The sequence below is a fragment of the Gordonia marina genome (assembly GCF_052036135.1).
Taxonomy (GTDB): Bacteria; Actinomycetota; Actinomycetes; order Mycobacteriales; family Mycobacteriaceae; genus Gordonia.
Window position 1 is genome coordinate 6,179 of the sequence record NZ_JBPSDN010000027.1, and the last position, 25,943, is coordinate 32,121.

Annotated in this window: 2 protein-coding genes; both read left to right on the top strand. The window is 70.6% G+C overall.

Annotated features, from left to right (window positions below; translation table 11 throughout):
• Positions 1–185: 185 nt before the first annotated feature.
• Entirely contained in the window at positions 186–5,033 is a 4,848-nt protein-coding gene (locus ACSEEN_RS15880) for a non-ribosomal peptide synthetase (RefSeq protein ID WP_440713698.1), read from the top strand.
• Positions 5,030–25,927, top strand: a complete 20,898-nt coding sequence (locus ACSEEN_RS15885) for a non-ribosomal peptide synthase/polyketide synthase (RefSeq protein WP_440713699.1) — start codon at positions 5,030–5,032, stop codon at positions 25,925–25,927. Before ACSEEN_RS15880 ends, ACSEEN_RS15885 begins: the two co-directional genes overlap by 4 nt.
• Positions 25,928–25,943 lie beyond the last annotated feature (16 nt).

Consider the following 25,943-nt stretch of genomic DNA (forward strand, 5'->3'; position numbering starts at 1 on the left):
AATGGGACCGTTACGAGATGGCATGTGGAACGAGAGGGAGGGGCCGCACCCGACGGACGGTTTGAGTACGGCTGGGCCCCGTACGGGGTTGACGCGGTAGTGAACGACGAGCGGGTGCATTGAGAGGTGAGAGCGCAGTGGCGCAGCAGGTAGACGCCGGGAATGCGGCGAGGGAAAGCTCGGGAGTGGCCGGTCGGCGACCCGGGTTGCTTCCGCTGACCCCGGCCCAGCGCGGAATCTGGTTCGCCGATCGCCTGACGCCCGATTACTCGGTCAACATCGCTCAATACGTCGACATCCGGCACGAACCGGGCGAACTCGATCTGGATCTGCTCGCCGACTGCACTGAGGTCGTCGGCCGGGAGCTCGAATCTCCGTATCTGAGGATCGTCGAGGTCGACGGCATTCCTATGCAGTACGTCGATCCGGAGTACGACCAGAAGGTCGAACGGATCGACTTCCGGTCCGCCCCCGATCCCCTCGGCGAGGCCAAACGCTGGATGCTCGCCGAGTACGGTCGCACGATCGACCTGATCCGGGATTCCTTGGCCGCGTCGGCGCTGATTCGGGTCGCCGACGACCACACGATCTGGTACTTGCGTGGACATCATCTGGTGATCGACGGTTACGGCGCCATGACCATGCTCAAGCGAGTGCTGCGCCGCTACAACACACTCCGTGCCGGGGGTGTGGTCGATGCGAAGCCCGGCGCGACGCTCGCCGAACTCAACGAGTACGCCTACGGATACGAAGACAGCAGGCGGCGGGAGACCGACCGGGCGCACTGGTCCGAGCGGGTCCGGGACCTGCCCGAGGGGATCGGCCTCGCCGACCGGAAGGGCGCCGTCTCGCCCTCGTTCGAGAACATCGTGAGCGAACGGGTGCTCACCGCGGACCTGCAGAACGGCATCGAGGCTCTCGCCCATGACCTCGGCAGTTCTCCCGCGGTGGTGGTCACCGCCGCGTTCGGCGCCTATCTCGCGAGGATGAGCGGCTCCGACGACGTCGTCCTCAGTCTGCCGGTGGCGGGCCGGCTCACGGCGAAGATCAAAGACTCGGCGGGCATGGTCTCCAACGTCGTCCCGGTACGACTGCAGGCGCACGCGGCGGCCACCGGCCGGGAGCTGATCGCGGCGACACTGCTGGAACTGACGGGTGCGCTCCGCCATCAGCGGTACCGCTCCGACGACATCCGCCGGGATGCGGGCCTGTCGAGTGCCTCGATGTCCTTCGGCCCGACAGTCAACATGATCTTCTTCGACACGCCGCTCGCCATCGACGGCGGGGAACTCGATTACCACATCCTCGCGGCCGGAGCGCTGGAAGACCTGCTCGTGATGCTCTACCAGCCGGGGCCGGACGCTCCGCTCTCGGTGGATCTGCACGGCAATCCGGGCCTCTACACCGAGGAGACGCTGGGCGCGCACCACGCGCGGTTCATCAGCTTCCTCGACCGATTCGTTCGCACCATGCTCGACGATCCGGATCGGTCCCTCGCCGAGCTGAGCCTGGTGCCGCGCAGCGAGCGCGAGGCGCTCACGCGGCGTGCGCGCGGTGCCCAGCCGTCCACCCTGCGGGACATCCTGAACCGGGGCGAGGCGCTGCGCCCGCCCGATGCGGTGGCCGTCATCGGCGCGCAGAGCATCGGGGCGCAGCAGTTCGAGCAGGCCACCAACCGGCTCGCCCGCGAGCTGATCGCCCGGGGCGCCGGACCCGGCTCCGTCGTCGCCGTCGACATGGCGCGGTGCGAATGGTCGGTGGTTGCGTGCGTCGCGGTAGCCAAGACCGGCGCCGCCTTCGTCAGCGTCGATCCCCGGCACCCGGCGGAGCGGCGCGAGATGATGCTCGCCGACGCCGGAGCGATGCTCGGCCTGGCACTCGGTGGCGTCGGGATCGAATGTCACCTCGGAACCGATTGGATCGTCATCGACGACCCGCAGGTGCAGGAGGCGCTCGCGGCACACAGTGCCGAGCCGATCACGGAGGCCGAACTCCTCCGGACTCCGCAGCTCGACGATCCCGCCTATCTGATCTACACCTCCGGCTCGACGGGTACGCCGAAGGGCACCGTCGTGCCCAACCGCGGTCTCGCCAACCTCGTGGAGAACCAGCAGCGGGTCTTCGGTCTCACCGAGAACTCACGTGTCCTGCACGTCGCCTCGCCGAGCTTCGATGCGTCGGTCTTTGAGATGCTCATGGCGCTCGCCCCCGGTGGCCGGCTCGTGGTCGCCGAGGTGAACACCTACGCGGGTCAGGAGTTGGAACGTCTGATCTCCGAGAACGGTGTGAGTCACGCCGTCATGACGCCCTCGGCGCTGCGCACCATCGATCCCGCCGCGGTGCCTTCGCTGGAGGTGGCCCTCAGCGCCGGCGAGGCGTGCCCGCCCGACCTCATGCGCCAGTGGAGGGCGGCGGACCGCGCCTTCTTCAACCTGTACGGACCGACCGAAGCGACGGTCTGGGCGACCGGCGACGGCCCCTACGAGCAGGACGACGAGATCACCATCGGTCGCGGCCTCGACGGGGTCGGCGCACTGGTGCTCGACGCCGCGCTGCATCCGGCCCCCGTCGGCGCGACGGGTGATCTCTACCTCACCGGTGATCAGCTCGCTCTCGGGTACCTCCACAACCCCGGCCAGACCGCGGCCGCCTTCGTGGCGAGTCCGTTCGAGCCTGGCACGCGGATGTACCGCACAGGCGACCGGGCCGCACGCCGCGCGGACGGGCGGCTGGACTTCCGCGGACGGAGCGACTTTCAGCTCAAGATCCGCGGGATGCGGATCGAGCCGGGCGAGGTCGATGCCGCGTTGCTGTCGCACCCGGACGTCGGCAACGCATTGAGTCTGGGTGCGCAAGGGCCCGCCGGCGACACGGTGCTCGTCTCCTACGTGAGTCTCGTCGAGGGTTCGGACATCGGACCCGACGAGGTGCTGGAGTTCGTGTCCGCGCACCTGCCGCCGCACCTGGTGCCGCACACCGTGATGGTGATCGACGAGTTCCCGACCACGCTCGTCGGCAAGATCGACCGTCGGCGGATGCCCCGGGTGGAGTTTCATTCGTCCAGCTCGGAGTACCTCGCACCGCGAACCGCGCTGGAAGAGGCCATCGCTCAGGTCTACGCCGAGATGCTCGACGTCGAACGGGTCAGCGTCCGGGACAGCTTTTTCGCACTGGGCGGGACGTCGCTGTCGGCGGCGCGGCTGGCGGCCCGGCTGTCCGAGGCGGTGGGTCGTTCGGTCACCGTGCGCACCATCTTCGACGGCGACGACGTCGCCGGCGTCGCCGCCGAGGTCGAGAAGCTGACTGACACCGATCGCGGTCCGGAGCTGACGGCGCTCGACCACCCCGGCCCGGTGCCCGTCTCCGAAGCCCAGCGCGGCATGTGGCTGCTCAATCAGGCCGACATCGACTCGGCGGCATACAACCTCCCGCTCGTCCTCCGGCTGCGGGGATCGCTCGATCTCGCCGCGCTGCGGGGGGCCGTCGCCGACCTGGTGGAACGCCAAGCGCCGCTGCGCACCCGCTACCCGATGCAGGGGGGCACCCCGATGATGGTCGTCGAGCCGGCCGAGGTGATGCTGGCGTCCCTCGACCTGGAGCCCGTCGACGTCACCGGGCCGCTGGAGGCGGCGATCTCCGAGGTCACCGATCGTGGCTTCGACGTGGCGACGACCGTGCCCGTCAGCATCCGCCTGTTGAAGGTCGCCGAGGACGATCACGTGCTGGCCTTCGTGATCCATCACATCAGTGCTGACGGTGCGTCGATGGCGCCGCTGGCGCACGACTTCATGGTCGCTTACGGTGCTCGCCACTCGGGCGAGAGTCCACGGTGGTATCCGCTGGCCGTGCAGTACGCGGACTACGCCGTCTGGCAGGAAGGGCGGCTGTCGGCGTCCGACGACGACGGGGTGACCCTGCGTGACCGGCAGGTGAACTACTGGCGCGAGCGCCTGACCGGAGCGCCGGAGTCGATCGAGCTGCCCGCCGACCGGCCGCGGCCGGCCATCTCGAGCGGGGCCGGCGGGACCATTCATTTCGATCTGCCCGCCGACCTGGTGGTGGACTTGGAGAGGGTCGCGCGTCAGCACAACGCCACGCTGTTCATGGTGACCCATGCGGCACTCGCCCTGCTGCTCGGAAGGCTCAGCGGCAGCACCGACGTGGTGGTGGGCACGCCGCACGCGGGACGCGGGCAGGCCGTGCTCGACGACCTCGTCGGAATGTTCGTGAACACGCTGGCCTTGCGTACGGCCATCGACCCCGGCATGCCGTTCGGCGCGTTCCTGGAGCAGGTGCGCGATGACGATCTGGCCGACATGGCGCATGCGGACGTGGCCTTCGAGTCGGTCGTCGCCGAGCTCGGCGTGCCGCGCTCGAATGCGTTCAATCCGGTGTTCCAGGTGGTGTTCTCGTTCCAGAATCTCGAATTCCCGGCGGTGGCCCTCGATCGTCTGACGATCACCGCGGTGCCCGAAGCCGACACTCCGGCTAAGGTCGACCTGCAGTTGACGCTGTTCCCGAGCGACCCGATCGCGCTCGGTGCGCGCACCGTCGACGACGCGATCCGCGCGGAGCTGCTGTATTCGGCGGACCTGTTCGACCAGCGCACCGTGCAGGTGTTCGCCGATCGCTATCTGCGGGTGCTGGAGACGATCGCCGCCGATCCCGAAACGATCCTGGGTGACATCTCGATCGCGACGCCGGACGAGGTGGCCGCCGTCGAGGACGCCGTCACCGAGATCGATACCCCGCTCAGCGACCTGGTCGCGCAGGCCGCCGTGGCCGCTCCGCAGATGCGCGCGGTGAGCGCGATGGGCACGGAGGTCGACTTCGCGACGCTCTCCGGAACGGCTTCGGTGATGGCCGCGGCCATGGCCGATGCGGATGCGGCACTGACCACGGCGCTGCTCACAGTGGTTCCCGGGCTCGCCGCGGCGGGCGCCGAGGCCCTCGGTGACGCACTCGGAGAATTGCGCCGGCACGCCTTGGAGGCCACCGGCGTACTCGAACCGGAGGGATCCCAGCCGAAATGACACTTCCCACGCCAACGGGACTTGAGTTCGCTCGGCTGTGGGGAGGCTCCCCGGCCGTCGTCGATCAGATCGCCTTTGTGGCCGCCGTCGATCCGGACCGGATCGTCATCGATCGCGAAGGTTCCCCGGTCACCTTCGCGAGCTTGCATGCCCAGGTGTCGGCGACCGCGGGTGTGCTCGCGGCACAGGGTCTGGACGCGGGTATCGCGGTCAACGCGGCGATCACCGGAGCCCTCCCGGTCACCGAGCTCTCACCAGATGAGATCGCGGCGCGTTCGGCCGCGGTCCTGTCCGGGATCGCCGCCGCGGTGTACGACGCTGCGGGCAGCGAAGACCTCGCCTCGATGCCGGGGATCTTCCGCGGCGTGGCCCGCCGTCAACCCGACCGGGTCGCCGTCTCGGACCTCGACGGAGGCTCGCTGACCTACCGGGAGCTCGATGAGCGCTCGGACACCCTCGCCGCGGGGCTGATCGCCGCGGGGGCGGGCCCGGAGACCCGGGTCGGCGTGGCGCTGCCGCGCACCGTCGACCTGATCGTCGCCCTGGTGGCAACGCTCAAGACCGGTGCCGCCTATCTGCCGCTGGACACGTCGCACCCGGTCGACCGGCTGCGTTCGATCATCGACGACGCCGCGCCCGTGCTGATCCTCACCGATCCGGCCGGGCGGGAACTGTGGGCGGGCACCGGTTTTCCGCTGATGACCGTCGACGAGGCGGCCAGCGGGGCCACCGAGCCGGCGCGGTCGATGATCCCGCGCGCGGTCGACCCGCGCCACGCCGCGTACGTGATGTACACGTCGGGCTCCACCGGCCGGCCCAAGGGCGTCGTCGTGACGCACGCCGACCTGGTCGCCCTGCTCGGGGCGCTGGCGAACGAGTACGACTATTCGCCCGACGACGTGTGGAGCATGTTCCAGTCGTACGGCTTCGACCTCTCCGTCGGCGAGATCTGGCCGGCGTTGGCCTTCGGCGGGCGTCTCGTCGTCCTCGACTACCTGACCACGCGGGCTCCCGACGAGTTCGTCAAGGTGCTCGAGCGCGAGCGGATTTCCGTCGTCAACCTCACCCCGTCGGCGTTCTATCAACTGGCCGCGGCGGTCCGCGAGCCGGCGCCGGGAAGGTTGTCGCCGTCGGTGCGCTCGATGATCTTCGTCGGGGAGGCCCTGGACTTCGCGCAGGTGCGCCGCTGGTTCGACGATCGCGAGCGGTACGACGGCAATGACGGACCTCAACTCAACAACATGTACGGCCCGACCGAGGCGACCGTCTATCTGACGCGGCGGGAGCTGACCCGGGAGTTCGTTCGCGAGACCCTCGCCAGCGACGTGGGCACTGCGCTGCCGACGTCGCGCGTCTACGTGCTGGATGCGCGCTTGAAGCAGGTTCCCGACGGGGTGCCGGGCGATCTCTACCTGGCCGGTGACCAACTCGCGCGCGGTTACGACGGCCGCTTCGATCTCACCTCGACCCGCTTCGTCGCCGATCCGTTCGGCGAGCCCGGCGACCGCATGTACCAGTCCGGCGACGTGGCGATCATCCGCGGGGGCGGCCTGGAGTTCCTCGGCCGCGCCGACGATCAGGTGAAGGTGCGCGGCTACCGGATCGAGCTTGGTGAGGTCGAGGCCGCGCTCGAATCCGCCGACGGTGTCAACGCCGCGGCCGCCGCGGTGAAGCAGCGCGACGGCTTTCCGGAGCAACTCGTCGGGTACGTGGTCGGCACGATGCCCGACGGCGGCTCCCTCGATGCGGCGAAGGTACGCGAAGCGGCATCCTCGAAGGTGCCCGACTACATGGTCCCGGACGTCGTGATGGTGCTGGACCGGCTGCCCCTGAACGTCAGCGGCAAACTGGACCGCCGCGCGCTGCCGAAACCGGTCGTCGCCTCGCAGGCCGAGTTCGTGGCCCCGGCGAACCGGGTGGAGCAGCAGCTCGCCGGGATCGTCGGCGAGGTGCTGGGCCTCGACCTCGTCAGCGTGACCCAATCGGTGTTCGAACTGGGCGGAAACTCGCTCCTGGCCGCCAAGATCGTCGGACGCGCCTGCGAGGTGCTGGGCGTCTACGTGAACATGCGCGACATCTTCGCCGCGCCCACCGTCCGCGGACTCGCGGCGAAGGTGAGCGACCTGGGCGCGGCGTTGCCCGCGCTGACCGCTCCGGACGCCCGCCCGGACCTGCTGCCGTTGTCGCTGGCGCAGGAACGGATGTGGTTCATCAACCGGTTCGATCCGGACGACCCCGCCTACAACATCCCGATGACGCTGCGCATCGGGGGAGACCTGGACCTCGACGTGCTGCGCGCCGCCGTCGGCGACGTGGTGGCACGGCACGAAGTGCTGCGCACCGTCTTCGCCGACGTCGACGGCGTCGCGGTACAACTGATTTCGCCGGTGACCGACATTCCGGCGAAGCTCGATTGGCGAATCCTCGACTCGGCGGAGCAATTCGCCGGGGCCGCGGCGGAGGGGTTCGACGTCACGACGTCGTGGCCGATCCGCGTGCTGGTCTGGCAGAGCGCGCCCGGGGAACATCTCCTCGGGCTGATCGCCCATCACATCGGCGCGGACGGCGAGTCATTGCTGCCGCTGGTCGCGGACCTGGTGACGGCCTACACCGCGCGGCGCGGCGGCGAGATCCCGAGCTTTTCGCCGTTGGCGATCCAGTTCGCCGATTTCGCGCTGTGGCAGCGCACGGCGCTCGGCAGCCCGGACGACGCGTCCTCGGTGCTCGGCGCGCAACTCGCGTACTGGCGTGGACGACTCGCCGGCCTCCCCGACGTCTTGGAACTGCCCGCGGATCATCCGCGGCCGGCCCGGGCGTCGCACCGCGGTGAACAGATCGACTTCGGGATCTCGGCCGCCGTCGCTGGCCGGCTGACGGCACTGGCGCGGGAAGTGGACGCGACGCCCTTCATGGTGCTGCACGCCGCGCTCGCGGTGCTGCTCGCCCGGCTGTCGGCCACCGACGACATCGCCGTCGCGACACCGACGGCGGGCCGCGGCCAAGAAGTCCTCGAGCCGCTGGTCGGCATGTTCGTCAACACTCTGGTGCTGCGTGCGCACGTCGATCCGGCCGCCTCGTTCCGCACGCTAGTCGAGCGGATTCGCACCGACGACCTCGACGCCTACGCCAACGCGGACATTCCGTTCGAGGCACTCGTGCAGGCGCTGGATCCGGTCCGCAGCGAAGCGTTCTCCCCGCTCGCCCAGGTGATGCTGTCGCTGGATCCGGCGGCGTCCGCGGCCGCGGCCGGGCTCGAGGTCGCCGGGCTGTCGATCGTGCCCGCGCCGCCGCCCGTCGTGCCCGCCCAGGTGGATCTGACGGTGACGATCGCGAGTGCCGCCGAGTCCGAGGCGTGGAGCGGAACGATCATCTACGCGACCGACCTGTACGAGCCGGCGTCGGCGGAGCGGTTCGCCGAGCGGTTCGTCCGGCTGCTGGGTGAGCTGACCGCACACCCCGACACCCCCGTCGGCGACGAGTCCATGCTTCTCGATGCGGAGGCGGTCCGGGTCCTCGCGGCCTCGGCTGGACCGGTCGTCGACGTTCCGACCGGCCGGCTGGCCGATGTCGTCGCCGCCTGCTGCGCGCGGACTCCGTCCGCGCCCGCGGTGGTCTTCGAGGACCGGATTGTCTCCTACGGCGAGTTCGGCGCGCGAGTGGCCGCCCTCGCGCGGGAGCTGATCAGCGTGGGCGTGGGCCCCGATGTGGCCGTGGGTGTGTGCCTGGAGCCCAGCGTGGAGCTGGTGCTCGCGGTTCACGCGATCACCGCGGCCGGTGGCCAGTATGTGCCCGTCGGTATGGATGTGCCGCGCGAACGAGCGGTGGGCATGCTGGCCGCTGCCGGGGCGTCGCTCGTGCTGGTCGCCGCGGGAGATGTGCCCGCGCCGCTGGCCGGCGCGGCGGGTGTGCGACTGCACGAGGTCGATTCGTCGGCCGAGGTGGATCGTGCGGCGGGACCGGTGACCGACCGCGAGCGCATGGCGCCGGTGCAGGGTGATACCGCCCTCTACACGCTCTTCACGTCCGGATCGACGGGCGTTCCCAAGGGCGTGACGGTCGCGCACGATGCGGTGGTCAATCGCCTCGAGTGGATGCGGCGTGACTACGGCATCGATGCGGGGGACCGTTTCCTGCTGAAGACGCCGTATACGTTCGACGTGTCCGTGTGGGAGCTGTACCTCCCGTTCACGGTCGGCGCGCGGCTGGTCGTCGCCCGGCCGGGCGGACACCGCGAACCCGAGTATCTGGCGGCGACCCTCACGCGCGAGAGTGTGTCCCTGGTGCACTTCGTGCCGTCGATGCTGTCGGTGTTCGTGGACGTCCTCGGCGGGCGACTGGGAGAGCTGACCTCGTTGCGTGCGGTGTTCACCTCGGGTGAGGCACTGACTCCGACGGTTGCGCAGGCACTGCTCTCGGCGCTGCCCGGCGTGGAACTGCACAATCTGTACGGTCCGACCGAGGCCGCGGTGGACGTCACCGCCGCCCGCGTCCTGCCGGGCGAGGTAGAGGTGCCGATCGGCCGTCCGGTGGCGAACACGCGCGCCCTGGTCCTCGATCCGCGACTGTGTCTGGTGCCGGACGGGGTGCCGGGCGAGCTGTATCTGGGCGGTGTGCAGTTGGCACGTGGCTATGCGTCGCGTCCGGATCTGACGGCTGAGCGGTTCGTGGCCGACCCGTTCGGTGGGCCCGGCGCGCGGCTCTACCGCACCGGCGACCTGGTGCGCAGGCGGGCCGACGGATCGCTCGTCTACCTCGGGCGCACCGATTTCCAGGTGAAACTGCGCGGCCAGCGTATCGAACTGGGCGAGATCGAGGCGGTGATCGCCGCGACGCCCGGCGTCGTCCATGCCGCGGCCGTCGTCGCGCAGGCCCCGGCCGGAAGCCAGGTGCTGGTCGGCTACGTGTCGCCGGCCTCGGTGGATCTCGACGCGGTGAAGGCCTCGGTGTCGGCGGCACTGCCCGAGTACATGGTGCCCACGATCTGGATGCGGCTCGACGAGGTGGCCCTCAGCAGCGCGGGAAAGCTGGACCGTCGCGCGCTGCCCGAGCCGGATTTCGAGATCGTGGCGGCGGACTACGTGCCACCGGTCGGTCCGATCGAGGAACAACTGGCCGCGATCGTCGCCGGACTGCTCGAGATCGACCGGGTGTCGGTCACCGAGTCGTTCTTCGCGTTGGGCGGAGACTCCATCCTCTCGATCCGGCTGGCATCGGCGGCACGTGCGGCCGGGTGGGAGCTGTCTCCGAAGGACATCTTCGAGAGCCGCTCGGTCCGGAGAATGGCGGCCCTGGCGGCAGACCTGAACCGCGGAGTGCCGCTGCTCGAGGAACTGCCCGGCGGCGGCGCCGGGGCCTCGGTCATCCGGTCCGCGGTCTCCTGGATGCTCGAGTCGTCCGACGGTCCGCGGGACTTCGCCGACTTCTCGCAGTCCGCGATCCTCGTCGCCCCCGAAGGGCTCACCGAGTCTGTCCTGGGTGAGCTCTTGGCCGCGGTCGTCACGGTGCACCCGATGCTCTCGGCGCGCCTTCGCGACCGGGACGGCGACTGGTCGCTCGACGCGGGTACCGGCTTCGACCCCGCCGACTCGGTGGCCGCGGTGACCTCGCCGCATCCGGTCGATTCGAACGGCTACGCGGCCGATCTGCGCGCCGCGTTCCATGCGGCATCGCGGCGGCTCGATCCCGCCGCGGGACGTCTCGTTCAGGCCGTGCTGGTGTCCGCCGATGGTGAGGGAGCGCGGATCGTCCTGGTGATCCATCACCTGGGGGTGGACACGGTCTCCTGGCCGGTGATCGTGGAGGACCTGATCACGGCCTGGAGCCAGCGGCAGTCGGGTGCGGAGGTCGCGCTGCGTCCGGAGGTGACCTCGCAGCGGACCTGGGCCGCGGCGATCGCCGAGCATGCGAAGGGCTTCCACGATCAGACCGGCTACTGGCTGGCGCGTCTCCCGGAACGGACTACCAGCCTGGGCGCCGAGTTCGACCGCGCGCGCGACCGCGAGCGGACCGCGACCAGCGTGGTGCATCACCTCACGCCGGAGATCACCGATGCGGTGCTGACGTCGCTCCCGCAGGCGTTCGGCGGGAACATCAATGATGTCCTGCTGGGGACGCTCGCGCGGGCGATCCGCAGTTGGCAGCGGGCCCGCGGGATCGTCGACGACGAGCAGATCGGTGTGCTCGTCGAAGGGCACGGCCGCGACGAGCCGATCCTCGAAACCGGCGCCGAGCCGGTCCGCGCCGATCTTTCGCGCACGGTCGGCTGGTTCACCACGCTCGTCCCGATGGCGCTCGACCCCGCCGACGATGTGGTGCACGCGATCAAGGCCGCGAAGGAGGAGCGGCTCGGTGTCCCCGGCCGGGGAGCGGGATTCGGAGAACTGCGCTACCGCGCCGGCGGTGCGCTCGCCGAACGGCCGATGCCGTCGATCCTCTTCAACTATCTCGGCGCGGTCGGCGATTCTCGCGCCGGCGCGGGCCTGGCCTTCTCCCCGGTGGGGGAGGCTCTGGAGTTCCCCGGCTCGCCGAACGGCGACATGGCCATGCCTGCGGCGCTGGTCGTCGACACGGTCGCGATCACCGAGGGTGACGGCCGCCGGCTGCGTACCCGCTTCCGGTTCCCCGAGGCGTTGCTGACCAGCGCCGACGTCACCGACCTCGGAGAACGCTGGTCCGCCGAACTCGCCGAGGCCGCGGCGGCGACGTCCGGCGACATCGGGCTCTCACCGTCGGACGTGCCCGGCTCCGGCGTGACCCAATCCGAACTGGACCGCCTGGCCGGCGAGCTCCCCGGCGCCGACGTATGGCCGCTCACGCCGTTGCAGCTGGGCCTGTACTTCCAGTCGGTCTTCGCGGGTCCCGACGAGGTCGACGCCTACCACATCCAGGTACGGATAGGCTTCGCCGGCGAGGTCGACGAGGCGCGGTTGCGCGCCGCGATGACCGCGCTCGTCGGCCACCACCGGGTACTCCGCTCCGGCTTCCGGCAGATCGACGCCGGTGTCGTCGCGGTGGTGCCGCCGGAGGTTCCCGTCGCGCTGCGCGTCGTCGCCCTCGACGGCCTCGACGCCGCCGCGGTCGCCACCCGGGTCGCCGAGATCGCAGATGCCGAACGGCTCGAACGCTTCGACCTGGCGGCCCCGCCGCTGATCCGCGCGGCGCTCGTCACCCACGACGGCGGCGCCGATCTCGTGGTCACCTCGCATCACCTGCTCTTCGACGGCTGGTCGGGCCCGCTCGTCATGGCCGATCTGCTCGCCCTGTACGCCACGGGCTCGCCGTACACGCCGACGCACGAGAAGGGCTTCGCCGATCACGTGCGCGCGGTCGCGGGTTCCGCTGACCCCGTCGCCCTCGACGCGTGGCGGAGTGTGCTGCATGCGGTCGAGGGTCCCACCCGTATCGCGCCCGCCGGCGCGACGACCGTCGATGCGATGCCGGAGGACTTCGCGTTCACGCTCGACCGGGCCGAGGTCTCCGCCATCCACCGCCTGGCGCGGGACACCGGGGTGACACTCGCGACGGTGCTGCAGGCCGCGTGGGCGGTGCTGCTCGCCCGCGTCACCGGCAATCGCGTCGTCAGCTTCGGCGAGACCGTGTCCGGCCGTCCCGCCGATCTCGACGGCGTCGACACCATGGTCGGCCTCTTCATCAACACCCTGCCGGTGGTGGTCGACGCCGACCCCGGCCGGTCGTTCCGGGACCTTCTCGGGGCACTGCAGAGCGATAAGGTCCGGGTGCTCGACCACCAGTCGGTGGGCCTGCCCGCGCTCGCGGCGATCGCACCGGCCGCGCTCGAGTTCGACACGCTCGTGCTTCACGAGTCGTATCCGATCGACGCCGAGTCGATCTCCGCGGCCCGTCCCGGGGGACTGGAGTTGCGCGACATCGAGATGCGTGACGCCACCCATTACCCGGTCACTTTTGTCAGCGCGGAGCGCGACGGGCAGCTGATCGCCAATCTCAAGCACTTCCCGGGTGCCTTCGGCACCGAGCAGATCGAGATCTTCGCCGACGGTCTCCGGGAGGTCCTCCGGGCCGCGGCTCGGGCCCCGGAGACCCTGGTCGGGGATCTGCCGCTGACCGACGACTCCGCCCGGCAGCAGCTGGTCACGGAGTCGACCGGTCGGATCGTCGAGGGCCTCGACGAGTCGCTGTCCGGTGCGGTCGCCGCTCAGGTGGCGCGGACGCCGGAGGCGGTGGCGCTGGTCTTCGGTGAGCGGGAGGTGACCTATCGGGAGTTCGGGCTCCGCGTGGCGGCGCTGGCGCGGCGACTGGCCGCCGCGGGTGTGCGCGCGGAGACCGCGGTGGCGGTCGCGGTGCCGCGGTCGGTCGAGATGATGGTGGCGGTTCATGCGGTGGTGGCTGCGGGCGGCCAGTATGTGCCGATAGATCTCGATACTCCGGTCGACCGGGTCGAGTACATGCTGCGCACGGCCGGTGTGCGGATTCTGATCGTCTCCGACCGGGCAGCCGCGAGCGCCGCGTGCGCGGCCGCAGACACGGTCGGCATCGGCATCGGCTTCGTCGACGTCGATGCGTCGATGCCGGTCGATGCTGACGCGGTGTGGCCGACGGCCGGGGGTGCCGGCGAGGTGTCCGTGGCACCCGAAGCGGCGGTGTACACGCTGTTCACGTCGGGGTCGACGGGTATGCCCAAGGGGGTGACGCTGTCTCAGGGCGCGGTGGTGAACCGGCTGCGGTGGGGGCTGGACGAGTTGCCGATCGGGGCGGCGGACGTGGTGGTGCAGAAGACGCCGTACACCTTCGACTGCTCGGTGCCGGAGCTGTTCGCACCATTGATGGTCGGTGCCAGGCTCGTGGTGCTCAAGCCTGGCGGGCATTTGGAGCCGGGGTATCTCGCCGCGGAGATCGCCCGGACTTCGGCGACGATGGTGCATTTTGTGCCGTCGATGCTGTCGGTATTCCTCGACGTGGTGCCTGCCGAGACGCTGGAGACTCTCCGTTCGGTGCGGATCGTGTCGACGACCGGTGAAGCCTTGCCTCCGGCGGTGGCTGCTCCGGCCCGCGAGGTGTGGCCCGATGCGTTGTTCTACAACCTGTACGGTCCGACCGAAGCCGCTGTCGAGATCACCTACGAGCGGATCGAGCGGGTGTCCGCTGGTGATTCCACGGTGCCGATCGGCGTTCCGGTGTGGAACTCGACGGCGCTGGTGCTCGATGACCGGTTGCGGCTCGTTCCCGCCGGGATTCCCGGCGAGTTGTATCTGGGCGGTGTGCAGCTGGCCCGCGGTTACGCTTCGCGCGCCGACCTGACGGCTGAGCGGTTCGTCGCCGACCCGTTCGGTGGCCCCGGTGCGCGGTTGTACCGGACCGGTGATCTGGTGCGTCGCCGCACCGATGGTTCGTTGGAGTATCTGGGCCGCACCGATTTTCAGGTCAAGTTGCGTGGGCAGCGTATCGAGCTCGGTGAGATCGAGGCGGTGCTGGCGGCCGCGCCGGGTGTGGTGCATGCGGCGGTGACGGTGGCCCAGTCGCCCGATGGCGGCGAGCATCTCGTCGGGTATCTGGCGGCCGGGCCGGGCCAGGTGCTCGGGCTGGATGCGGTGCAGGCGTCGGCGGCGGCGGCGCTGCCCGGCTACATGGTGCCGACGGTGTGGATGGTGGTCGAGGACATCACGCTGAACACGGCCGGAAAGCTGGACCGTCGGGCGCTGCCGGCGCCCGAGTTCGGTGCGCCGACCGACGTCTACGAGGCGCCGGAGGGTCCGGTCGAGGAACGGCTGGCAGTGGTTTTCGCTGACGTGCTCGGTGTCGACCGGATGAGTGCCACCGAGTCGTTCTTTGACGCGGGCGGCAACTCGCTCTCCGCGATGCGGCTCGTCGCCCGGGCGGGTGAAGTGCTCGGCACGACGCTGTCGGTGCGCGATCTGTTCGCGGACCCGTCGGTGCGCGCCCTGGCTGCGGCAGCGGGCGGCGCCCACACCGCGCTGATGCCGCTGATCCCACCGGCGCCACGGCCGACGGACGTCCCGTTGTCGTTCGCCCAGGAGCGGATGTGGTTCATCAACCGGTTCGAGCCGGAGGCGCCGACGTACAACATCCCGGTGGTGCTGCGCGTCACCGGCGACCTCGATCTCGGTGCGCTGCGCGCGGCGCTCGTGGACACCGTGATCCGCCATGAGATTCTGCGCACGGTGTTCCCGGACGTCGACGGCGCCGCGGTGCAGCGGATCAGTCCGGTCGAGGATGTTCCCGAACTCCTCGACTGGCGGGTACTCGACACCTACGACGAGTTCGCCGCGGCGGTCGGCGTCGGCTTCGACGTCACCCGTGTCTGGCCGATTCGCGGACTGGTGCTTCCGGACGGGCCGGACGAACATCTCCTCGCGCTCGTCGTGCACCACATCGCGGCCGATGGCGAGTCGATGCTGCCACTGGTCGCCGACCTGGTGCGGGCGTACGAGGCGCGCCGTGCCGGCGATGCTCCGGCGTTCGCACCGCTCGAGGTGCAGTTCGCCGACTTCGCGGTCTGGCAGCGCGCGGCGCTGGGTTCGATCGACGATCCCGACTCGGTGCTGGGCGCGCAGCTCGGCTACTGGCGTGAGCGCCTGGCGGAACTGCCCGAGGTGCTGGAACTTCCGGCCGATCACCCGCGTCCCCCAGTGGCGTCGCACCGCGGCGCCCGCGTCGACTTCGAGATCCCCGCGACGGTGGCCGACCGGCTGACCACGCTGGCGCGCGAGTGGGATGCGACCCCGTTCATGGTGGTACATGCCGCGCTGGGTGTGCTGCTCGCCCGGCTGTCGGCGACCGACGACGTGGCGATCGCGACACCGATCGCGGGTCGCGGGCAGGCGGCCCTCGATCCGCTCGTCGGCATGTTCGTCAACACCCTCGTGTTGCGGACGCGTATCGCATCGTCGATGAGTTTCGCCGCCCTGGTCGAGCAGGTGCGCGCCGAGGATCTCGATGCCTTTGCGAACTCCGACGTTCCGTTCGAGGCGCTCGTCCAGGCGCTCGATCCGGTGCGGAGTGAGGCCTTCTCGCCGCTGGCCCAGGTGATGCTCTCCTTCGACCCGGCTGCGGCGGCCGCGGCGGCCGGCTTCGAGGTGGCGGGTCTCGCGCTCGCACCGGTGCCGTCGCCGGTGGTCCCGGCGCAGGTGGATCTGACCTTCACCGTCGCGAGCGCACCACGGTCGCGGCCGTGGTCGGGCAGTCTGACTTACGTGACGGATCTGTTCGAGCCGGTCTCCGCCGAGCTGCTCGCCGAGCGGTTCGTCCGGTTGCTCGACGAGCTGACCGCCTCACCCACACTCCCGATCGGCGACGAGCCGCTCCTGCTCGACGGCGAGACTGGGCGGATTCTCGCCGCATCCCACGGCTCCACGGTCGCGCTGCCGACGGCGACCGTGGCCGATGCGGTGGCGGCCCAGGTGATCCGGACGCCGCAGGCCGAAGCCCTCTGGTTCGAGGGCCGCAGTGTCTCCTACGCCGAGTTCGGCGCTCGGGTGGCCACGCTCGCGCGGCGCCTGATCACTGCGGGAGTGCGCCCGGACACCCCGGTGGGTGTATGCCTGGGCCGCGGGGTGGAACTCCTGATCGCCGTGCACGCGGTGACCGCCGCCGGTGGCCGCTACGTGCCCATCGGCGTCGACACCCCAGCCAATCGAGCGCGGTACATGCTGGACACTGCGGGTGTGCGGCTGGTGCTGGTGGCCGCCGGCGAGTCGCCCGAGCCGTTGGGCGGAGCGGGCGAGGTGGTACTCCTCGAGGTCGATGCGGGCGAAGCGGTGGACCTGACGGTTCCCGCGGTGACCGATGCCGACCGGTGGGCGCCGTTGCGGCCGGAGAACGCCGTGTACACGCTGTTCACGTCGGGTTCGACGGGCGTCCCCAAGGGGGTCACGGTGACCCATCGGTCGGTGCTGAACCGGTTGCGGTGGGGGCTGGACGGGTTCGGGTGGTCCGCCGGTGATCGGGTCGTCCTGAAGACGCCGTACACCTTCGATGTGTCGGTGCCGGAACTGTACGGTCCCTTGATCGGCGGCGCCGCCGTGGCGATCGCCCGGGAGGGCGGGCACCGGGAACCTGACTACCTCGCTGATCTGCTCGCTGAAACCGCCGCGACGAGCGTGCACTTCGTGCCGTCGATGCTGTCGGTGTTCCTCGATGTGGTCGACCGGGACCGGCTGGCCGCGCTCACGTCGCTGCGCTGGTTGTTCGCGTCGGGCGAGGCGCTTGCGCCGTCGGTCGTCGCCGCGGCGCATGCGGTGTGGCCGACTGCCGAGATCCACAATCTGTTCGGTCCGACCGAGGCCGCGGTCGAGGTGAGCTGGGCCGACGTGTCCGATGCACCGGACGTAGTGACCATCGGCGCGCCGGTCTGGAACACCTCGACGCTGGTGCTCGACGACCGTCTGCACCCGGTGCCCGCCGGGGTGCCCGGGGAACTCTATCTCGGTGGAGTCCAAGTGGCGCGCGGGTACGAGGCGCAGGCCGGGCTGACGGCGGAGCGCTTCGTCGCCGATCCCTTCGGGGCGCCGGGAGCCCGGCTCTACCGGACCGGTGATCTGGTCCGCTGGACCGCAGATCAGCAGATCGAGTATCTGGGGCGGACCGACTTCCAGGTGAAGCTGCGCGGGCAGCGCGTGGAGCTCGGGGAGATCGAGGCGGCGATCGCCGCGGCCCCCGGGGTGGTGCATACCGCGGCGACGGTCGCCCGGGCCGCGGCCGGCGGGGAGTTCCTCGTCGCCTACGTCGCTCCGTCGTCGGTGGACCTCGACGCGGTCAAGGCCGCGGTGGCCGGCGCACTGCCCGACTACATGCGCCCCTCGGTGTGGATGCCGCTCGATGCGGTGGTCCTGAACTCGGCGGGCAAGCTGGATCGTCGTGCGTTGCCCGCCCCGGATCTCGCGATGCCGCAAGCGGAGTACGTGGCGCCGGAGGGAGCGAACGAGACGGCCGTCGCAGAGGTGTTCGCCGACCTGCTCGGCGTCCCGCGAGTCAGTGCGACCGAGTCGTTCTTCGACCTGGGCGGCAACTCGCTGTCGGCGATGCGAGTGGTGGCGCGCGCCGGTGAGGTGCTGGGTGCGGAGCTGAGTGTGCGCGACCTCTTCGACGCGCCGTCGGTGCGGTCGCTGGTCGCGACGGCGGCTGACCGCTCGCCGATGCTGGCACCGATCGTTCGTGTGGAGGCACGTCCGGACCGGGTGCCGCTGTCGTTCGCGCAACAGCGCATGTGGTTCATCAACCGTCTCGACCCTGCCGAGTCGACCTACAACATCCCCACGATGTTCCGGCTCACCGGAGAGATCGATGCGGATGCACTCCGCGCCGCGGCGGCGGACCTGGTCGGACGCCACGAGATCCTGCGGACGACGTTCCCGGCCGCCGACGGACGCCCCCACCAGGTCGTGTCGCCGGTGCACGAGGTGCGCGACCGGCTCGATTGGCGGGAGTGCACCACCGCGGACGATCTCGCCGCCGAACTCCGCCGGGGATTCGACCTGGCCACCGAGTGGCCGATCCGCATGCGCCTCGCACGTACGGGGGCAGGGGAGGCGTACCTCGGCGTGGTGGTCCACCACATCGCCTTCGACGGGCAGTCGTTCGGTCCGCTCGCGAGCGATCTGCTCGCCTCGTACGCGGCCCGCGTGGGCGGGCGGGCACCCGGTCTGGAACCGTTGCCCGTGCAGTACGCCGACTACGCGATCTGGCAGCGCGCGGTCCTCGGTGAGCCCGGCGACACCGAGTCGGTGGTCGGCCGCGAACTGACCTTCTGGCGCGACGAATTGGCCGGCGTCCCCGATGTCCTGACCCTGCCGTCGGACCGGCCGCGGCCTCCGGTGGCGAGCCACCGCGGTCGGCAGCACGTCTTCGACATCCCCGCCGAGGTCGCCGCAATAGTGGATGCGATCGCTCCGCGGTACGGAGCGACGCGCTTCATGGTCCTGCACGCCGCATTCGCGGTCCTGCTGGCGCGCTTGTCGGGTTCGGGAGACATCGTGATCGGCACGCCGGTCGGTGGGCGCGGGCGCCGTGAACTCGATTCCCTCATCGGCATGTTCGTCAACACCCTCGCGCTGCGTACCCGTGTCGACGCCCGGGTGCCGTTCGAGTCGCTGCTGTCCGACGTCCGCGACCGCGACATCGAGGCGTTCGATCACGCCCGGGTGCCGTTCGAGTCGGTGGTCGACGCCCTGAATCCGGTGCGGTCGGAGGCATTCTCCCCGATCGTGCAGGTGATTCTGTCGGTGGATCCGGTCGGCGCTCCGACCGAACCGGTCACGGTCGGCGGGCTGCGGGCCGAACCGGTCGAGGTGGCCGACGAGCCGGCCCAGCTCGATCTGAATCTGACCGTCGCCACCGGGGAGACCGGCGAGGCATGGCGGGCCGTGCTCACCTACGCGACCGATCTCTTCGAGCCGTCCACGATCGAGGCGCTGGGCGCGCGGTTCGTCCGCGTGCTCGCGGGGGCGCTCACCGCGCCGGAGACACCGGTCGGCGATGTCCCCCTGGTGCTCGCCGACGAACCGACGGCGGTGCTGGCGGAGTCCGCCGGCCCCCTCGAACCGGTGCTCGACGAGACGATCGCCGAGGCGGTCGCAGCGAGCGTGGCGCGTGTACCCGAGGCGGTGGCGCTGATCGCCGGCGACCGCGAGGTGACCTACCGGGAGTTCGGTGTGCGAGTCCGCGCACTCGGGCACCGCCTCGCCGCGATCGGCGTGGGTCCGGATTCCGCCGTCGGCGTGGTGATGGACCGCAGCGTGGAACTGGTGATCGCCGTGCACGCGATCATGGCCGCGGGCGGGCAGTACGTGCCGATCGCGATCGACGCGCCGCTCGACCGTGCAAGCTACATCGCCCGGACGGCGGGGGTCGGCGCGGTCCTCACGTCCGCGGCCGAGGCCGCGCCGGACTACGTCACGGCGCTCGACGTGCCGGTCATCGAGGTCGACGGCGCTGCCGAGCTGCCGGTGGACGTGCCTTCGCTCACTCCCGGCGTGGGCACCGCGCTCCGATCCGGTCTCGCGGCGTACACGTTGTTCACCTCGGGCTCGACCGGCGTGCCCAAGGGCGTGACCGTCTCGCATCGCGCCGTGCGGAACTTCGTGGTGTGGTTCGACGAGTTGGTTCCGGCGGGCGATCAGCGATTGCTGTTCAAGACCCCGCACACTTTCGACGCGTCGGTCCTCGAACTGTTCTGGCCGCTGGCTACGGGGCGCACCATGGTGATCGCCGATGCGCAGGGACACCGCGATCCACGGTATCTCGCGGACGTGATGAACGAGGCCGGCGTCACCGTGGTGCAGTTCGTTCCCTCGTTGCTGGCCGCGTTCCTGGACGTGGTCGGGGACGGCCCGCTGCTGCCGGGGCTGCGGGTGCTGTTCTCCGGCGGTGAGGCCTTGCCGCCGGCCGTCGCGAGGGATTTCCGCCGGCGGGTGCCCCAGGCGACGGTGACGAATCTCTTCGGGCCGACTGAGGCCGCGGTGTACACGATGTCCGCGCATCTGGATCGGGTCGGCGAGGTGGTGCCGATCGGACGCCCGATGCGCAATACGACGGCGCTGGTGCTCGACGATCGCCTGAACCTGGTGCCCGACGGCGTGTCCGGCGAACTGTACCTCGGCGGGGTACAGTCCGCGCGCGGCTACGCGTCCCGGGCCGACCTGACCGCGGAGCGCTTCGTCGCCGATCCGTTCGGTGAGCCTTCGGCGCGCATGTACCGCACCGGTGACCTGGTGCGTCGTCGCCCGGACGGAGAGCTCGAGTACTTGGGCCGCACCGATTTCCAGGTGAAGCTGCGTGGTCAGCGGATGGAACTCGGCGAGGTCGAGGCGGCGATCGCCGCCGCTCCAGGCGTGGTCCACGCTGCGGCCCGCGTCGTCGAGGGACCCGCGGGCGATCAACTGGTCGGCTACGTCGCACCCTCGTCGGCCGGCACCGACCGGGTCGCCACGGAGCTGGCCGCCCGGCTGCCCGAGTACATGGTGCCCACGGTGTGGGTGAGCCTCGACGAGATGCCGCTGAACACCGCGGGCAAGGTCGACCGCCGGGCGCTTCCCGAACCGGAGTTCACCGCCGCCGAGTACACGGCGCCGGTGACCGACGCCGAGCAAGCTGTCGCGGCGGTGTATGCCGACCTGCTGGGGGCCGACCGGGTCTCGGTGACCGAATCGTTCTTCGATCTCGGGGGGAACTCACTGGCGGCGATGCGCCTGGTCGCTCGCACCTCCGAGGTGCTGGGTGTCGCGCTGTCGGTGCGGGACGTGTTCGATGCGCCGAGCGTGCGGGCGCTGGCAGCGGCTGTCGCCGGCCGGGCGCCCGCGCTGCCCCCGATCACCGCGGCGGCCCCGCGGCCGGAGCGGATTCCGCTGTCGTTCGCGCAGCAGCGGATGTGGTTCATCAATCAGCTCGACCCGGCACTGCCGACCTACAACATCCCGACCGTGCTGCGCCTCGAGGGCGCGGTCGACCTGGCGGCGCTGCGCGCGGCGGTGATCGACGTCGTGGGTCGCCACGAGGTGCTGCGCACCACGTTCCCCGCTCAGGACGGTGAACCCGCCCAGCACGTGTCCCCGGCCGCGGACGCGGCGCGGCGCCTCGACTGGGCGTCGGTGCGGAGCGCCGACGAATTGCGCAGCGAGTTGATGCGCGGCTTCGACGTGACGGTCGACTGGCCGATGCGCGTGCGGTGGCTGCCCACCTCGGGCCCGGAGGGGATCCTCGGCGTGGTCGTGCACCACATCGCGTTCGACGGCCAGTCGATGGGACCCTTCGCCGCGGACCTGATGGCGAGTTACGCGGCGCGAGCAGCGGGCGATGCGCCGACGATCGGCGCGCTGGACGTCCAGTTCGCGGACTACGCGATCTGGCAGCACGAGGTCCTCGGTGCCCCCGACGACCAGTCGTCGATCATGGGACGACAACTCGGCTTCTGGCGCGCGGCGCTGGCCGGGGTGCCCGACGTCCTCGAACTTCCGGCCGATCGGCCGCGGCCGGTCACGGCCACGCACCGCGGTGCGCAACTCCGGCTGACGATTCCCGCACGGGTCGCGCAGCGCGCCGACGCGTTCGCCGCCGCGCACGGTGTCACCCGGTTCATGGTCTTGCACGCCGCGTTCGCGGTGCTGCTCAGCCGCCTGTCCGGGTCCGATGACATCGTGATCGGCACGCCGATGGCCGGCCGCGGGCAGCCCGCGCTGGACGCCATGGTCGGCATGTTCGTCAACACCCTCGTCCTGCGGAGTCGGATCGACACCGCCGACGACTTCACGGCGATCGTGAAGCAGGTGCGCAGCGATGACCTCGCGGCGTTCGAGAACGCCGAGGTGCCGTTCGAGGCGATCGTCGATGCGCTGAACCCGACCCGGTCGGATGCGTTCTCCCCGGTGGTCCAGGTGATCCTGTCGGTCGACCCGACGACGGTCGACCCGGGCGCGATCGAGGTGGACGGTCTGAGCATCAGCGCGGCGGAGATCGGCGAGCCCCCGGCTCAGATGGATCTCAACGTCACCATCGTCACCGGCGAGGAGGGTGAGGACTGGACTGGTCTGCTGACCTATGCGACCGATCTGTTCGACGAGGCCACCGTGACGTCCTTCGGTGACCGCTTCGTACGGGTGCTGGACGCGATGCTCACGCGATCCGGTACCGCGGTCGGCGACGTCGCGCTGATGGCGGAGGGGGAACGAGGCCGCGTCCTCGAGGCGTCCGATGGTCCGTCGGCGGCGGTCGACGGTGAGACGCTCGCCGGCGCGCTGGAGCGCAGTGTCGCGCGATCGCCCGAGGCGATCGCGCTCGTCGCGGGTGACCGCGAGCTGTCGTACGCGGAGTTCGGCGCACGAGTCGGTGACTTGGCGCGACGCCTGATCGCCGCCGGGGCCGGGCCCGACGTCGCGGTCGGGGTGGTGATGGACCGCAGCGTGGAACTGGTCATCGCTGTTCATGCGATCACGACCGCGGGTGGGCAGTACGTGCCGATCGATCCGTCCACACCCGCCGATCGCGCCGAGTACATGATGCGGACCGCCGGCGTGGGCGTGACCGTCGTCCGTGCAGGAGGCCCGATTCCCGACTTCGTCTCCGCGCTGAGTGGTCACGTCGTCGAGTTCGATGCCGCGGCGCATACGCCGTGGGGCACCGGTCCGTTGCGCGCGTCGCAGCGGCGTGCCCCGCTGCGCCCCGCCGACGCGGCATACACGTTGTTCACCTCCGGGTCGACGGGACGACCGAAGGGCGTCACGGTCTCTCACCAGGCGGTCTGGAACTTCCTCACCTGGTTCGACGGCCATGTTCCGGCGGGCGAACAGCGACTGCTGTTCAAGACACCGCACACCTTCGACGCCTCGGTGCTCGAACTGTTCTGGCCGCTGGTCACCGGGCAGACGATGGTGATCGCCGAGGCGCAAGGGCATCGAGATCTCCGCTACCTGGCGGAGGAGATCGATCGCGCAGGTGTCACGGTGGTGCAGTTCGTGCCGTCCCTGCTGTCGGCCTTCCTGGACGTCGTCGACGACGATCCGCTGCTGCCGGGAGTCCGGGTGCTGTTCTCCGGCGGCGAGGCGTTGCTGCCCGCGGTCGCGAAGCGGGCCGCTCAGCGGATGCCGGCCGCGACGCTGGTGAATCTGTTCGGCCCGACCGAGGCGGCCGTCTACACGATGTCGGCCGAACTGACCGAGGTCGGTGAGCTGGTGCCGATCGGGCGCCCGATGCCCAACACCTCGGCGCTCGTCCTGGATCACCGGCTCCATCCGGTCCCCGACGGGGTCGCGGGAGAGCTGTATCTCGGCGGGGTGCAGTCCGCCCGCGGATATGCCGCTCGGCCGGAGCTGACCGCTGAGCGCTTCGTCGCCGACCCCTTCGGCGCCGCCGGAGCGCGGATGTACCGCACCGGAGACCTGGTCCGGCGCACCGCCGACGGCGACCTCGAATACCTCGGCCGCACCGATTTCCAGGTGAAACTCCGTGGTCAACGGCTCGAACTCGGTGAGGTGGAGGCCGCCATCGCAGCGGTGCCGGGCGTGGTCCTCGCCGCCGCACGCGTGGTCGACGGACCGGCGGGTGAGCAACTCGTCGGCTATGTGTCTCCGGCGGCAGCGGATCTCGCGACCATTGAGACGGCCCTCGGCGCGGTGCTGACCGAGTACATGCGCCCGACGGCGTGGGTGCTCCTCGACGACCTCCCGCTGAACGCCGCGGGCAAGGTGGATCGTCGCGCACTGCCCGACCCGGAACTCGGCGCCGCCGAGTACGTGCCGCCGGCGAGCGAAGACGAGACCGTCATCGCCCGGGTGTTCGCCGATCTGATCGGCGTCGACGAGGTCTCGGTCACCGAGTCGTTCTTCGACCTGGGCGGCAATTCACTGGCCGCGATGCGCTTGGCGGCGCGGGTGGCGGGGGCCATCGGCGTGCAGATATCGGTCCGGGACGTCTTCGACGCGCCGACGGTTCGGGCACTGGCGGCCACCGTCTCGGGCCGGTCGCCGTCGCTGGCGCCCGTCTCGGCCGCCCATCCCCGGCCGGAGCGCATTCCGTTGTCCTTCGCTCAGCAGCGCATGTGGTTCATCAACCGCTTCGATCCGGACGCGCCCACGTACAACATCCCGGTCGCGGTGCGTCTGCGGGGCCGGCTGGATCTCACGGCGCTCAGGCAGGCGGCCCGTGACGTCGTCGCACGCCATGAGGTCCTGCGGACCACGTTCCCGGCCGTCGCCGGTGAGCCCGTCCAGCTCATCCACGCCGCGGGATCGGCGAGCGCCGAGCCCGATCTGGCCGTCGTCGACGACGAGGCCGCGCTCGTCGCCGCCGCCGGTGCCGGATTCGACGTCGCCGAGCGTCCGCCCCTGCGGATCCGCCTCCTCCAGGACGGGCCGGACGACTGGGTTCTGCTCACCGTGATCCACCACATCGTCGGCGACGGCGAGTCGATGGCACCGTTGATCTCGGACATGATCCGGGCGTACTCGGCGCGCGCGGCCGGCGCGGATCCGGGATTCGCCGAGCTTCCCGTGCAGTTCGCCGATTACGCGCTCTGGCAGCAGTCCGAACTCGGCCGTCCGGAGGACCCGGACTCCGTCGTCGGCCGCCAGCTGGTCCACTGGGAACGCGCCCTCGCCGGTCTCCCCGATGTCCTCGAACTCCCCGCGGACCGTCCGCGGCCGCCGGTCGCGACGCATGTGGGCGCGCAGGTGCGCGTCGAGCTGCCACGCGAACTCGGCGAGAGAGTCGAGCAGGTGGCGCGGGAGCGCGGGGTCAGTCCGTTCATGGTGGTGCACGCGGGCCTCGCCGTGCTCCTCTCCCGGTTGTCGGCGACCCCGGACATCGCCGTGGCGACTCCCATCGCCGGTCGCGGCCAAGCCGAACTCGACGGACTGGTGGGCATGTTCGTCAACACCCTGATCCTCCGCACCGACGTCGACATCGCGGCCACCTTCGACGAACTGGTCGAGCAGGTGCGCGGTGTCGACCTCGAAGCGTTCGCCCACGCGGACGTCCCGTTCGAGACGGTGGTCGACCGGCTCAACCCGGTGCGATCGCAGGCGTTCTCACCGCTGGCTCAGGTGCTGCTCTCGGTGATCCACGCGCACCAGCGCACCGGCGACGTGACGGTGCCGGGGCTGCGGGTGACGCCGGTCCCGCCGCCGGTCACCCCCGCCCAGGTGGATCTTGCGTTCCACGTCGAGGCGCACGCCGGGGCCCCCTGGCAGGTGTCCATCGTTTACGCGACAGATCTCTTCGAGGAAGGGACCGTCGCTAGACTCGGACAACGGCTTGTCGCCGTGCTGGACGGCGTGACGCGGCGTCCCGGCGACCCGGTCGCGCTCGCACCGCTGGTGAGTGACGGTGAGCGGGAGGAGATCGCGGCCTGGTCGCGCGGCTCCGCGAGCGGCGACACCGATCGGACCCTGGCGGGGCTGATCGACTCATGAGTTTCGGTATCCGTAG

Excerpts from the sequence above, each read along its gene's own strand:
- ACSEEN_RS15885 (WP_440713699.1), top strand. The coding sequence starts at position 5,030 with ATGACACTTCCCACGCCAACGGGACTTGAGTTCGCTCGGCTGTGGGGA.